Origin of the sequence: Streptomyces sp. NPDC127106 (genome assembly GCF_042677605.1) — a bacterium.
GTDB lineage: Bacteria > Actinomycetota > Actinomycetes > Streptomycetales > Streptomycetaceae > Streptomyces.
This window is the reverse complement of record NZ_JBHXTC010000001.1, coordinates 175,102-188,924: the sequence shown is the minus strand read 5'-3', so window position 1 is coordinate 188,924 and position 13,823 is coordinate 175,102. Positions and strand designations below refer to the sequence as shown.

Genomic DNA, 13,823 nt, shown 5'->3' with positions numbered 1-13,823 from the left:
TGGATGCCGTGAACAACGACAACGACAACGACCACGACAACGACACGCAGCCGCTCGTGCTGGGCGACGTCGAGATCATCCGGGTCGTGGAGTGGCAGGGCCCGTTCGGGCCCGCCCGCGACCTCCTCCCGCAGGCCGGGGCCCGGGTGTGGCAGGACAACGAGGCCTCCCTGGCCCCGGACCACTGGGACCCCGGCCGTGACCTGGCCGTCCTCGCCCTGCAGACCTGGGTCGTGCGCAGCGGGGGACGCACGGTCCTGATCGACACGGGCGTGGGCAACGGGCGCGAGCGGCCCGGCACCCCGCACTTCCACCGCCGGCAGGGCGACCTGCTCGGCGACCTGGCCCGGGCCGGCGTCCGGCCCGAGGACGTCGACACCGTCGTCAGCACCCACCTGCACGCCGACCACGTCGGTGGGAACACCGTCGAGGCGAACGGCGCATGGGCACCGGCGTTCCCCAACGCCCGCTACCTCCTCCCGGCCGCCGACGACCACCACTTCGGCCCCCGCAACGCGTTCGGCAAGGGCCTGCGGGAGGACGACCGGCTGATCTACGAGGACAGCGTCGCCCCCCTCCACCGCGCCGGACAGGCCGTCCTGTGGGAGGGCGCCCACCGCATCGACGAACACCTCACCCTGGAGGCCGCCCCCGGACACACCCCCGGCTCCGCCGTGCTGCGCCTGGAATCCCGCGGCGAACGCGCCGTGTTCGTGGGCGACCTGCTCCACAGCCCCGTCCAGATCCTCCACCCCTCCTGCAACAGCTGCTTCTGCATGGACCCTGAAGAAGCTGCCGCGACCCGCCGGCGGGTCCTCGAACGGGCCGCCGACCGGCGCGAGCTGGTGATCCCGGCCCACTTCGCCGGGCCGGGCGCACTGGAAGTGCACCGCCGGGGCGCCGGCTTCGCGCTCGGCCCGTGGGCCGCGCACCTCCCCGCGGAGGCCCAGGACTGAGTGCCGCCGGTCATGTCGTCCGATCCGACCCGGTCGGCCCACCGGGGCGCCGGTCATGCGGTGGGGCCGATCGTCCCGGCCCTCACCCGGGTCTGCGGCCGCCGTCGCCGTCCCGTCCGCTCTCCCCCGGCCGGGGGAAGGCAGCGGGGCCCGCGCGCAGGATCCGGAGGGCGAGCTGGACTTCCAGGGCGCCGGCCGGGGTGTTCCAGCCCTCGCCCAGGAGCTGCCCGATCCGGTCCAGCCGTTGGACGACCGTGTTGACGTGTACGTGGAGGGCGTCCTTGGTGCGGGCCGGGCTGGCCCCCTCCGCGAAGTACGCCTCCAGCGTCCGGAGCAGTTCCGTGCCGCGTCGCGCGTCGTACTCCAGGACCGGCCCGAGCACCCGGTCGACGTACGCGCCCACGTCCGCCCCGTCTCCCAGCAGCACCCCGAGGAACCCCAGGTCGGGCAGGCCGGCGCCCTGGCCGGCGCGTCCCAGTGCGTGCATCGCCTCCAGGCAGCGCACCGCCTGCGCGTACACGCCGGGCAGCGCCTCCGGCCCGGCGGCAGGGCCCGCGGCCCCCGCGGTGACCGGCGCGCGCAGCGCCCGGCCGAGGTCGGCGGCGAGGGTGCGGGCGAGGGCGCCGGGGCCGTCCGCCGGGGCGAGCAGGACGACCCGCCCCTGGTGCGGTCCGGCCAGGCCGTCGCGGGCGCGGGCGTGCCGGCCGGCCTCGGCGGCCAGCCGGGACCGCAGGGCGGCGTCGCAGTCCAGCACCACCACGGCGTGCGGCCGGCCGAGGTCGACGCCGAGCCGGCGGGCCCGCAGGAGCCGGCCGGTGTCGTGGACCCGCCCGGCTGCCGGCGCGGCCAGCAGATCCGCGAGCAGCTCGCCGCGGACCCGGTCCTCCGCGTGGGCGACGGACCTCCGCAGCAGGAGCAGCAGGGCCGTCACCAGCCCGGCCCGCTCGAACAGCCGCCGCTCGCTGTCGGCGAGGCCGCTGTCGGCGGGACCGCTGTCGTCGGGACCCCTCCTGGCCGGACCGCTGTCGTCGGGGCCGCCGCGCCCGCCGAGGGCCAGACCGCCCAGCAACTCAGGCCCGGCCAGCACGGCACACACCCACACACCGCCGACCTCGACCGCGCGACCGCCGGAGCGGGACGCGGCCAGCGCACCGGCCAGGGCGCCGTCCGGCAGTCGCACGGGCTCGGCGCCGACGCGTGCGAGCTCGGCCCCGTCGGCGTCGTACACGACCAGGCCGCTCCCGCCGAGCAGGCCGGCCACTTCCCGGGCGACGTCGTCGACCTCGCCGCCGCGGAGCACGAGCCGGGTCAGCCGGTCATGGGTCTCGGCCGCGCGCCCCATCGCCTCGCTCTGCGCCCGGGCCGTCTCCGTCGCGGCCTCCAGGTCGACGAGTGCGGCCCGGGTCTCCTCCAGCAGCCGGGCGCTGTCGATGGCGACGGCGGCGTGGTCGGCGAGCGAGGACAGCAGCGCCACCGCGTCGGGCGCGAAGGCGCGGACCGCCCGGTCGGCCGCGTACAGCACCCCGATGACCCGGGTCCCGACCCGCAGCGGTACGCCGAGGATCCCGCGCAGCCCCTCCTCCCGCACCCCGTGGTCGATGGCCTGCGTGTGCCGGAACCGGTCGTCGGTGCGGTAGTCGGCGGAGGCGTACGGGCGGGCCGTCTGGGCGACCAGTCCGCCGAGTCCTTCCCCCATGCCGAGCCTCAGCTGCTGGAAGGCGGCGGAGACGGATCCGTCGGTGACCCGCATGAACGTGTCCCCGGCTCCAGGGTCGTTGAGGGTCAGGTACGCGACGTCCGTGCCGAGCAGCATGCGTGCCCGGTGGACGATGGCGCGCAGCACCGCGTCCAGGTCGCGCAGCGCGGCGAGGTCGCCGGCGGTGTCGAACAGGGCCGTCAGCTCCGCCTCGCGCCGCCGCCGCTGGTCGAGGGTGCGGCGGATGTCCAGCGCCACCTGCGTCGCCTCCTCCACCAGGGCCTGCTCGGCGGGTCCCGCCCCGGCCGCCCGGGCCCGTTCCGCGGGCCGGGTGAACTGCTCGACCGGGGCGCTCCGGTGGAGCAGGCGGAGCAGCTCCCGCAGGGCGGCCGTCGCCCCGCCGGGTGCCGGGCCGGGGTCCTTGGCGGAGGTCATGGCGGCATTCTTCCGTGCGGGCCCGGGCCGGTTCAGGCGGGGTCGGGCCGGCTCGTGGGCGAAGCCCCGTACACGGCCGCGGAGTCGGCGGCGCCGGCTCCCGCCCGCGTGCCCCGGGCGGCCAGGTCGCGGCCGCGGGTCTCCCGGGCGAGGGCGACGGTGACGGTCGTGACGAGGGCGGCCGCGCAGAGATAGAGGGAGACGGGGACGGACGAGCCGTGGTCCTTGAGGAGTTCCACGGCGACGATCGGCGCGAGCGCCCCGGCGACGATCGAGGCGAGTTGGGAACCCAGCGAGGCACCGGAATAGCGGACCTCGGTGTCGAACATCTCGGAGATGAAGGCGGCCTGCGGCCCGTACATGGCCCCGTGCAGCAGCAGTCCGACGGTGACGGCCGCGGTGATGACGGCGAAGGACTTCGAGTCGACGAGCGCGAAGAAGACGAAGGCCCACAGGGCCGTGCCGGCCGAGCCGATCAGGGTGACCGGGCGGCGGCCGATCCGGTCGGAGAGGGCGCCCCATGCCGGAATGGCCGCGAAGTGGACGGCCGAGCCGATCAGGACCGCGTTCAGGGCGGTGCTCTTCGGCAGGCCGAGGTGGGTGGTGACGTACACGAGGAGGAAGGAGGTGAGGACGTAGTAGGCGATGTTCTCGCCGAACCGGGTGCCGATCGCGGTCAGGACCTGGCGCGGGCTGCGCCGCAGCACCTCCACGACCGGAGCCTTCTCCCCGGCCCCGCGGGCGGCTTCGGTCCGGGCCGCGGCCCGCGCGGCGAGGAACACCGGGGACTCGGACACGCTCAGCCGGATCCACAGGCCGACGACCACCAGAACGCCGGAGAGCAGGAACGGGATGCGCCAGCCCCACGCGAGGAACGCCGCGTCCGACTGCACGGCCGCGAGCAGTGCGAGGACCCCGGTGGCCAACAGGTTCCCGCCCGGCGCACCCGCCTGTGGCCAGGAGGCCCAGAACCCGCGGTGCCGGTCCCCGCCGTGCTCGGACACGATCAGCACCGCGCCTCCCCATTCACCGCCCAGTGCGAAGCCCTGCACCAGGCGCAGCACGGTCAGCAGGACGGGGGCGGCGGCGCCGATGCTCGCGTACGTGGGCAGCAGCCCCATCGCGAACGTGGCCCCGCCCATCATGAGCAGGCTGACCACCAGCAGGCTCTTCCTCCCGACCCGGTCTCCGAAGTGGCCGAAGACCACGCCGCCGAGCGGCCGGGCCACGAACCCGATGGCGTAGGTGATGAACGCGATCAGCGTGCCCGTCAGGGGGTCGGCGGCGGGGAAGAAGAGCTTGTTGAACACCAGGGCGGCGGCACTGCCGTAGAGAAAGAAGTCGTACCACTCGACGGTGGTGCCGATGAGACTCGCGGCCACGATTCTTTTGATGCTGCCAGGGGTTGGACGGGGCGTGGCAGGGGCGGCCATGTTCACCACTTCCGGACTGGGTGCGGGGACGGTTCCGTGTCGGCACACCATAGAAACGCCCGGGTCAGCCGCACATGGTGCCCGTCGCCACACTTGCCGCCCGGAGGATGTGGACCTGACCCATGACGTCGTCCGGGCACGCCCCCACGACCACCGTCGCCCGGTGCTCGGGCGCGCCCCAGTGCCCACTGAACCCAGGTGAAGCACCGCCTCGCGGACTTCGCGGAATGCGGAATGGGGAGTTCTCGTTTCCCGCCCTGGATTGCTTCCGGCCGAATAGAACAGGCCAGCCGGTATTTGGACCTGACAATCTAATTGCGTTTGTTCTGTGATCTCTTGTGGTTGTACGGTGAATCCGGCAGCATCTAATCTGCTCGAAAGCAGTCCCGGATCTGGTGCTTTAGCCCCCCGGAGGTTGCGGTATTTCATGCACAGCGCATTCCGTATTCCGTCCCCAATTCCGGGAGATACGCATGTCTGAATTCGACCTCCAGGACCTGGACCTGGACCTCGGTGACCTCACCGACGTCTTCGTGGGCTGACGCCCGCTCGCGCACCGCTCCGACCACGACCAGTCGACCTTCAACGAGAGGACACATCCATGACCGGTGACAACGGCACCACGGCCTTCGAGATCGAGGACCTCGACCTCGGCGACCTCACCGTGACCTCCATGCGGGACACCATCGCGCTGCCCGAGGGCGGAGCGTCCAACGGAGGCAGCTCCTGTTCCTGCGGTTCCTCGTCCTGCGGGCAGCCGCACCTGCCGCCCCTGTCGGCGTAACCGCACCACCGCGCGCACACCCAGAGCCTCCCGCCGCACCGCGCGTGCGGCGGGAGGCCCGCGCACCACCACCGACAGGACGGGGAACCCCATGCCGCAGCCGTACTCCACGGCCGTCCGCGCCACCACCACCGGCGTCGGCGACCGCGTCGGTAGCGGTGCCTACCGGGTACGGTCGGCGCCCTACGCACTGGCCCGCGCCACCGTACTCGCACACCCCGCCGAGCATCCGGCCGCGACCGCCTTCCGCGCCCTGCTCGCCCGCCTGCACCGGCTCGACGCACAACTGCTGCACACCACCGGGCCGCTCTGCGACGACCTGTACGACAGCCGGGACGGCCATCCCGCAGACTTCCACCGCGACGTCGTCCTCCCGCTGCGCCGCGCCCTGCACAACGGGCGCGAGCCCCGGCCCGCCCTGCTGGCCCGCCTCGGCGACCTGCCCGACCGGATCCCCCGGCTCGCCACCTGGGCCGCCCTGCGCGAGGGGCGCCGCGCCCTGCTCGACGGGCTCGCCGCCGCCGCCGAACAGGCCCTGACCGCCGAACGCCTCGCCCTCGCCGACCTGTGCCGCGAGCCGGCCCTCGCCAAGGCAGTGGCCCTCACCAGCACCGACCTCCACCGGGCCGTGGAACGCGCGGCCACCGGTGCGTCCGACCGCCGGGCGCGCAAGGAGGAGGCCACCGTGCTGCGCTACGCCCTGCGGGCCAGCACCAAGACCAGCCCGCTGTCCTGGTTCACCGCCGTCGGCTGGGGGCCGCTCGGCCCGGACCCGAACCCGAATCCGGGCCTGGACCCCGGCCTGGACCCGGGCTCCACCGCGCCTGCGATCACTCCGGTGCCGTCCTGGGGCGCCGGGCCCGCGTTCGACGGTCCCCTCCGCGCCCTGGTGCAGCCCAACCGCGCCCTGACCGCGGCCCTCACCCTCGCCCTCCTCGACTCCCCGCACCGCCGGGCCGCCCTCCCGCACCGCACCACCAGCACCGCCCGGATCACCGACGGGCGGGCCACGTACTCCCGCGAGCGGGCCTCCTTCGCCGGGGGCCGCTACCTCGTCCCCGGCGAGGACGAGGCCGAACTGGCCCACAGCGGTCCGCTGCGCCTGGTCACCGAGCACGCCGAAAGCGCCGCCGTCCCCCTGGACGAGCTGACGCGGTTGCTGACCGCCACCCTGAACGGGGCGGGCAGCGACGCGTCCGCCGCCGCCACCGCCTTCCTCGACCGCCTCGGGCAGGCGGGACTCCTGGTGCCGGGCGACCCGGTCCCGCCGCAGGACGACGCACCGCTCGACGCCCTCGCGGCATGGCTGCGGGAGACCGCCGCCGCCCGCCCCGACGACCCGGCCCACGCCGCGGACGCCGCCCGCGCCGACCGCGTCGCCGAACTCGGCCGCGCCACAGCCGCGTTCGGCGACGCCCCCGCCGCGCAGCGACCCGCACTCCTCGCCTCCCTGTCCGAACGGTGGAAGGCCGAACTGGCGGACGCCGGACGCCCCGTCCCGGCCGTCTCCGCCCCGCTGACCGTCCTCTCGGAGGACGTCGTCGCCCCGCGCCCGCTGGCGCTCGACGGCTTCCTCGACTCCGCCGACCACGCGGCCCTCGGCGAGGTCACCGCCCTCGCCGAACTCTTCGACCTGGGGCATCTCGTACGCCGCGTCATCCGCGACCGCTTCGTCGAACGGTACGGGCCCGGCGGCCGCTGCGCCCACCCGTGGGAGTTCGGCGCCGACGTGGCCGAGGCCTGGGAGACCGCCGGACGCCTCGCCCTCCTCGACCCCACCAACCGGGACGCCCTGCCCACCGGGACCGCCGAACTGGCCCGGCTGCGCACGGAGGTGGCCGACGGGATCCGAGAAGCCGCAGCCCCGGCCGACGCGGGCAGTCGGGACGGCGCCGCGCCGGCCGAAGAGCTCGTGCTGCCGCCCGGCCTGCTCCGCGGCATCGGCGAACGGCTGCCCGGCTGGGCCGTCGAACGGCCCCTCAGCTACGCCTACTTCCTCCAGCGGGACCCGAACCGCGGCCTGCTGTGCGTCAACCACGTGTACGGCGGCTGGGGCCGTTTCACCAGCCGCTTCCTCGACGCCCTGGACCCGCGGGCCGCCGCCGAGGTGTCCCGACAGATCCGCCGCGGACTCGGACCCGCCGCCCGGGCCGCGCAGATCCGGCCGGTCGGCGGGTTCAACGCCAACCTCCACCCGCTGCTGGTGCCCGACGAGATAGGTCCCGACCGCAGCCGGGCCTCCCTCGCCGAGGCAGACCTGGAACTCGTCCACGACCGGGCCTCCGACCAGGTCCGCATCCGCCTCAAGAGCACGGGCGAACACCTGGACGTGCTCTACCTCGGCTTCCTCGCGCCCGTCCTGCTCCCGCGCCGCATCGGCGCCCACCTGTGCGACCAACCCCACGGCGTGGTCGATCTCAGGGCCCTCGCCCCCCGCCGCATCCTCACCGTGCCCGGCGGCCGCGTCGCCCTCACCTCCCGGCTGCGCCACCGCCACGTGGTGCTCGGCCGCCGCCGCTGGCAGCTGACGCCGGGCGTCGTACGGGAACTGCGCGCCGACCTCGGGGCCGCCGGCACGGTCCCGGCGGAGGCGGCGGCCCGCTGGCGCGTGCTGCTGGACCTCCCCGAGCAGGTCTTCCTGCACCCGGCCGCCACCGCCCCCACCGGCCGCGCCGCCGAGGACTTCCTGGCCCGGCTCGACCGCCCGAAGCCCCAGTTCGTGGACCTCGGTAACGCCCTGCACCTGCGCTGCCTGCCCAAGTGGCTCTCCCGGTACGGCGACGGCGCCGTCCTGGAGGAGGCGCTGCCCGCCCCCGGCGGCCTCGACGTCCCGACCCGCGCGGTCGAACTGGTCCTGGAGGTCTACCGGGCCGGGCGGACACCGCGATGACCCGCAGACAGACGACAGACAACAGACGACAGACAACAGACGACAGACGACAGACGACAGACGATGAGGAAGGGAGCGTGCCAGGAGTGCAGCCCCAGGACAGCGGCGCCCGCGATGTGGTCGCCTACCACCACCACCCGGTCAAGGCACCGCTGCTGAGGGAGGTGATGCTGCCGCTCGCCGAGTCGTGCACGGCGGACGGACTGGCCGCCCACCTCGAACGGCACTGGCTGCACGGCCCCCACGTGCGGCTGCGCCTCCAGGGGCCGACTGCTCAGGTCGACGCCGCTGCCGAGGACGCCGCGGCCCGGATCAGCGACTGGCTCCGCGTACACCCCTCCGTCGGCGAGCTCACCGAGGCCGAGCTGCTGGAGCGGGCCGCCGAGGCCGGCCGCAGCGAGCTCATCCCGCCGCCCTACGGGCCGATCGTCCCCGACAACACGGTCCGGATCGAGGCGGTCGACCGCTCCTCCCTCGTCGGCCTGCTCGGCGACGACGGCGCGGACCTGCGCGACGACCTGCTGCGGGCCGGGCTCGGCGCGCTACGGGACGGCGCCGGCTTCCTCGGGGAGCGCGGCGACACCGCGCAGGCACGGCTCCGGCTCGCCGTCACCGCGCTCGCGGCGCACGCCTGCGCCCACCCCGGAGGCCTGGCCGGCGGCCACTTCTCGTACGTCTCCCACCTGGAGGACTTCCTCGTCCACGACGATCCGGACGGGCGGATCCGTAGCAGCTTCCGGCGCCACGCGGAACGCGCCGGCGACTCGGTCACCGCGCTCGTCGGCCGGATCGCCGACGGCGGCGCGCAGGGCTGGGAGCAGACCTGGGCGGACTTCTCGTCGGGAGCCTGGCAGTTGGCGCAGAGCCGGTACGACACGGGCGCCGACCTGCACGGCGTCCCACTGGAGTACCGGGCGCGGGCCGCCGCCACCGGAGACGATGCGGTGCACGCCCGCTGGAACCAGGACATCCGCACCCGCTACAGCGAGTTCCACCAATTGCTGCGCCGCTCCGACCCGCAGGGCGCGATGTGGAGCCGCCCCGACTACCTGGTCTACCGGGCCTGCACCAACGCCCTGTACCGGCTCTTCGCCATCTGCGACATCCGACCGCTGGAACGCTACCTGGCCGCCCACCTGGTCATCGGGACGGTACCCGAGCTGACCGGCTGCGACTGGCGCGCGGAGATCGACGCGGTCATCGACGCGGTGGAGGCACGGTCGTGACCACCACCCGGGCCGCCGCCCCCGCCGCCCCCGCCGCCTCCTCCTCGGCTCCCAGCGCATCTGCCGCATCGGCCGCGTCCGTACGCCGACTGCGTCCCGGCGTTGCCGTGACCGTGCTGCGGGACGGCCTGCACCTGCGGGGCCGGCGCGGCAGCGTCACCCTGGAGGGCAGCAAGGCGCTGCCCGCCCTGTGGCGGTTGATGGAGGAGCCGCTGCGCGACGGCGGGCTCGAACGCCTGCTGAACGACATGGAGGCGGACTCGGCCGTGCGGAGGGCGGTGGACACGCTCCTGGCCCGGCTCGACGAGCACGACCTGCTCGTCACCGGCCCCGCCGAGACCGCCGACGGGGCCGGCCCGGTCGCCCGCTGGCTCGAAGCAACCGGTGAGGACCCCACGGCCGCGGCCGCCGCGCTGGCCGCGGCCCGGGCCGAGGTGGTGGCCGGAGCCCCCGACGGGCCGCTCGCCCGGGCCGCCGGAAGGGCACTGGCTGCCGGCGGGCTGCCCGTCTCGTACACCGCCGATCCGGCCCTGCCCGAGGGACGCGTCCTGCTGTACGCCCGCGGGGCCGGCCCGGAGCGGGGCATCGCGGCCGGGCTGTGCGGCGGGACCGGCTATGCCACCGCGCCCGGCAGCGCCGCCCAGGTGCGCTCCGACGCGGCCGCCCTGGAACGGCGGCTCGCCACAGCTCCACCCGTACCCGCGTCCGCGTCCGAACCCGCACCCGAACCCGAACCCGCAGGCCCACCGGACCTGCTCGCCACGCTGGTCGGTGGCACCGCGGCACACCGGCTGCTGTGCGCCGCGGCCGGACTGCCGGACCCCGCGGACGAGGGCGACGACGGGCGCCTGCTGCCCGGTCAGCCCGCCGTGCTCCTCGTGGACGTCCGGCCGCTGCGGGCCGAGTACCGCAGCTGGCTCGGCCCCGAACGCCTCGACACCGAACGGCGGAGCGACCTGGAACCCGCCGGCACCCTCGCCGAGGCGCTGCGCCGGGTCTCCGCCCTCGGCGACCGGCGGTGCGGGGTGCTGCCCGAGCCCGTCCCCGGGAACCTGCCGCAGCTCCCCGTACCACTGGCGGCCTGTACCGCGGCAGCGGCCGGGCCCGCGGACGGCCTTCCGGACCCGGTGGGCCCGGTCGCCGGCGCGCCGCGGCTGGACTTGGCCCGCCTGGAGGTGTTCTGCCGGTCGGCCGAACTCCGCCTGGGCGGGGCCGGATTCGCCGTCGGCGCCGATCCGGGCCACGCCCGGGGCCGAGCCCTGCGCGCCGCCGCGGCCGACCACCTCGGGCGCTCTGCCGACCGTACGCAGGAGGTCCCGGGGGCGTGGGCCGCCCATCCGCAGGCCCAGCACTGGTGGACCACGCTGACGGTCCGTCTCGGGGTCTCCGCCCGCCTGGAGGTGTTCCGGGCCGCCCCGGGCGAGGAGGTGTACCACGCCGTGGTGCACGGCACCGGGCCGTCCGCCGGTCCGGTGCTCGGCGAAGCCGTCGAGGCCACCCCGGGGGACGCGGCGGCCTTCGCCGCGCTCGCCGCGGTGTCCGTGCTCTGCGCGCAGGACGCCGGGCTTCCGGCCGCCAGCCCGGCTTCGTCCGGCGGCGCCGTCGCCCCGCTGGCCGCCGCCGGTGTGCGGACGGCCTCCTGGGAGGACCTCGGCTGGACCGGCGGCTGGCTGGCGGACCTGGCCGGACGCGAGGCCGCCTTCCAGGCCGCGCTGCGCCGGCTGATCGGAGCGGGCCACCCCGGTGCGGCCCGCCGTCCCCGGCCGCCGGTCCCGCCGGCGGCCCGTCAACTCGCCGACCGGCTGCGGGCCTTCGGCTTCACCGTCCTGCACACCACGGAGGAGGAACGATGACGAAGACGGCGGCCGTCCCGGCCGCGACCCGCCCCCGGGACGCCTCCGGGCCGCTCGGCGACGCACTGGCGGTACCGGTGCTCGACGCCGGAGCGGCGGCCGCGGTCACGTCCGGACGGGCCGCCGTCCTGCTGCCCCGATGGACACCGGGCGTGGCCGAGGAACTGAGCCGGCACGCGCTCGGCCACCCCGTGGCCCTGGTCCCCGTACGGCTCGACGGCGCCCTGGCGGTGGTCGGTCCCGTACTGCGGCCGGGCGCCGCGGCCTGCCTGTGCTGCGCCGAGTACCAGCGGCTGGCCACGGCGGGCGGCCGGGTGCCGTGGCGGAGCCCGGCGCTGGAGCTGGCCGGCGTACTGTCCCCGGCACTCGCGGACGCCGTCGGCGCCCTCGCACAGCACCTGCTGGACGACGACGGCGACGACGGCGACGGTGACGCTGACGACGGTGAGGCCGGCGCGGCGGAGACCGCCGTCGTGTACGTCGTCCATCTGGGCCGCGGCACCTCGTCCACCCACCGCATCCGCCCCGTCGGCGGCTGCCCGGTGTGCCGCCCCCTGCCCTCGGACTCGGCGGCCGGGGCTGACCCGCTGCCCTCGGCGCCCCACCCGCTGCCCGACCCGTACGTCCTGCGCGCCCCCAACTCCCGTACCACCGTGGCGGGCCTGCGCGCAGCGCTGTACGACGAGCGGTTCGGACCGGTGCGCCGGCTGATGCGCTCCGAAGACTCGGCCTTCTCCCTGACCACCGCCGTCGTGAGCGACGGCCGGGAGGTGGACGACGGCGGGTACGGCCGGGCCCGCGACTTCGCCGACAGCGAGCGGATCGCGCTGTTCGAAGCCGTCGAGCGGTACGCGGGCATGCGTCCCACCGGCCGCCGCACCGACCTGCGGGCCTCCTTCGCCGCCCTCGGTCCCGACCGGGCGGTGGACCCGGAGCGGCTCGGCCTGCCCGACCCCGCCCACCACGGACATCCGGCCTCACCGACCGTCCCGTACACCCCGGACCTGGAGCTGGACTGGGTGCACGGCTGGTCGCTCACCCGGAAGCAGGCCGTCGCCGTCCCCGAGCACGTCGCCTACTGGGACGTGCCGGGCCCCGGCCGGCCGCGCGTGGTGTACGAGTCCTCGAACGGCTGCGGGCTGGGCAACAGCCCCGAAGAGGCCGCGCTCTACGGCCTGTTCGAGGTTGCCGAGCGCGACGCCTTCCTCATGGCCTGGTACGCGGCCACCCCGCTGCGCCGCATCCAGCCGCCGCCCGACGACACCGGTACGGCCATGCTCGCGGACCGGGCGGCCCTGGCCGGCTACCGGCTGTTGCTGCTCGACGCGACCAACGACTTCGGCATCCCCGCGGTCGTCGCCGTCTGCCGGTACGAGGGCGTCCACCCGGACGCGCCGCGGATGTTCCTCGCGGCAGGGGCCCACCACGACCCGCGGGCCGCGATCAGGTCCGCGGTGGCCGAAGTCGTCACCAACGTAATGGAGTCCGCGCACCGTTCACTCGCCGAGGGCGGACCGCGCGACCCCGAGCGGCTCCGACCGATGCTGGAGCGGCCGGACCTGGTGGTGGGCCTCGACGACCACGTCGGGCTGAACACCCTCCCCGAGGCGGGCCCGCGCCTGGAGTTCCTCTACACCGACAGGCCGTGCATACCGGTGGCCGAGGTCTGGCCGGGGGCGCCCGAACCGGTCGGCGACCTCACCGACCTGCTGGGGGCGACCGTGGAGCGGCTCTCCCGGGCCGGCCTGGAGGTGATCACCGTCGACCAGACCGAGCCGGGGCTGCGCGACCGGCTCGGCCTGCACTGCGTGAAGGTCGTGGTACCCGGCTCGTTGGCGATGACCTTCGGGCACGTCAACCGGCGGACGCGGGGTCTGCCCCGGCTGCTGGAGGTCCCGCACCGGCTGGGCCGCACCGACCGGCCGCTGCGCCACGAGGACCTGGCCCTGCACCCGCACCCCTTCCCCTGACCCCCGTCGGCCGGGCCGGCAAGCCACGGGGAGGCCGGACCCGGACCCGACCCCGCACGGCCCCGGACCCGACCCCGCACCCGTGAACGAGGACCGCACGCGATGACCACCGAAACCTGGCACAGCCTCCACCTCTACCTGCACTCCGAGACCGAGGACACCGACCGGTTCCTCCTCCGGGAAGCGGCCCCGCTCCTCGACCGCCTCACCGCACCCGGCGGGGCCGCCGCGTCCTGGTTCTTCATCCGGTACGGCGAGGACGGCCCCCACCTGCGGATACGGGTGCACGGGCTGAGCGCGCCGGCTGCCGTGGACCTGGCACAGGAGCTGGCCCGGGCGGCGAAGGAAGTGCCCGCGGTGCCGGGACCGTGGCCCTCCCGGCACGGAGAGGTCCGCGAGGTCCCGTACGTGCCCGAGACCGAGCGCTACGGCGGGCCCCGCGCCCTCCCGGTCGCCGAGGAGGTCTTCGCCGCGTCCACGCAGGTGGCCCTGGACGCGCTGCGGGACCTCCACGCGGCGGCCGCCGCCGCCGCGCCGGGGCCGTCGCGATTAAAAAAAAGACACAGCCCACCCCACAAAA

At 75.6% G+C, this 13,823-nt stretch carries 9 protein-coding genes; 7 read left to right on the top strand and 2 right to left on the bottom strand.

Features of this window, described 5'->3' with window-relative positions; genetic code table 11:
- Positions 1-8: 8 nt before the first annotated feature.
- A complete protein-coding gene (locus ACFVGY_RS00750; RefSeq protein ID WP_385668778.1) occupies positions 9-956 on the top strand; it encodes an MBL fold metallo-hydrolase in 948 nt (315 codons plus the stop codon).
- 82 nt (positions 957-1,038) lie between these two features.
- Here the strand turns inward: ACFVGY_RS00750 and ACFVGY_RS00745 are convergent, their stop codons facing one another.
- Positions 1,039-3,087: a helix-turn-helix domain-containing protein gene (locus ACFVGY_RS00745; RefSeq protein WP_385668775.1), complete on the bottom strand. Its 2,049-nt coding sequence runs from the start codon at positions 3,085-3,087 to the stop codon at positions 1,039-1,041.
- A gap of 32 nt (positions 3,088-3,119) precedes the next feature.
- Complete coding sequence (locus tag ACFVGY_RS00740; protein ID WP_385668773.1) at positions 3,120-4,520, bottom strand: MFS transporter; 1,401 nt, start codon at positions 4,518-4,520, stop codon at positions 3,120-3,122.
- Between the two features lie 601 nt (positions 4,521-5,121).
- On the opposite strand from ACFVGY_RS00740, the gene ACFVGY_RS00735 reads away from it, so the two are divergent.
- The 6 genes from ACFVGY_RS00735 to ACFVGY_RS00710 form a co-directional block, all read left to right on the top strand.
- Positions 5,122-5,304 carry a thiazolylpeptide-type bacteriocin gene (locus ACFVGY_RS00735; RefSeq protein ID WP_385668770.1) on the top strand — a complete coding sequence of 61 codons (183 nt, stop codon included), beginning with the start codon at positions 5,122-5,124 and terminating at the stop codon, positions 5,302-5,304.
- A 91-nt stretch (positions 5,305-5,395) separates the two neighbouring features.
- Entirely contained in the window at positions 5,396-8,194 is a 2,799-nt protein-coding gene (locus ACFVGY_RS00730) for a lantibiotic dehydratase (protein ID WP_385668767.1), read from the top strand.
- A 77-nt stretch (positions 8,195-8,271) separates the two neighbouring features.
- The gene (locus ACFVGY_RS00725) at positions 8,272-9,420 is read left to right on the top strand and encodes a lantibiotic dehydratase C-terminal domain-containing protein (RefSeq protein WP_385668764.1); all 1,149 of its coding nucleotides are present in this window, start codon (positions 8,272-8,274) and stop codon (positions 9,418-9,420) included.
- Positions 9,417-11,273: a hypothetical protein gene (locus ACFVGY_RS00720; protein ID WP_385668761.1), complete on the top strand. Its 1,857-nt coding sequence runs from the start codon at positions 9,417-9,419 to the stop codon at positions 11,271-11,273. Before ACFVGY_RS00725 ends, ACFVGY_RS00720 begins: the two co-directional genes overlap by 4 nt.
- Complete coding sequence (locus ACFVGY_RS00715; RefSeq protein ID WP_385668758.1) at positions 11,270-13,243, top strand: TOMM precursor leader peptide-binding protein; 1,974 nt, start codon at positions 11,270-11,272, stop codon at positions 13,241-13,243. Before ACFVGY_RS00720 ends, ACFVGY_RS00715 begins: the two co-directional genes overlap by 4 nt.
- A gap of 102 nt (positions 13,244-13,345) precedes the next feature.
- Positions 13,346-13,823, top strand: a 478-nt coding sequence (locus ACFVGY_RS00710; protein ID WP_385668755.1) for a thiopeptide-type bacteriocin biosynthesis protein, incomplete at its 3' end; no start/stop codon positions are given.

What these genes read in the sequence shown, in the direction of transcription:
- ACFVGY_RS00745 (WP_385668775.1), bottom strand. Translation starts at nt 3,087, where the DNA reads ATGACCTCCGCCAAGGACCCCGGCCCGGCACCCGGCGGGGCGACGGCC.
- ACFVGY_RS00740 (WP_385668773.1), bottom strand. Translation starts at nt 4,520, where the DNA reads ATGGCCGCCCCTGCCACGCCCCGTCCAACCCCTGGCAGCATCAAAAGA.
- ACFVGY_RS00735 (WP_385668770.1), top strand. Translation starts at nt 5,122, where the DNA reads ATGACCGGTGACAACGGCACCACGGCCTTCGAGATCGAGGACCTCGAC.
- ACFVGY_RS00730 (WP_385668767.1), top strand. Translation starts at nt 5,396, where the DNA reads ATGCCGCAGCCGTACTCCACGGCCGTCCGCGCCACCACCACCGGCGTC.
- ACFVGY_RS00715 (WP_385668758.1), top strand. Translation starts at nt 11,270, where the DNA reads ATGACGAAGACGGCGGCCGTCCCGGCCGCGACCCGCCCCCGGGACGCC.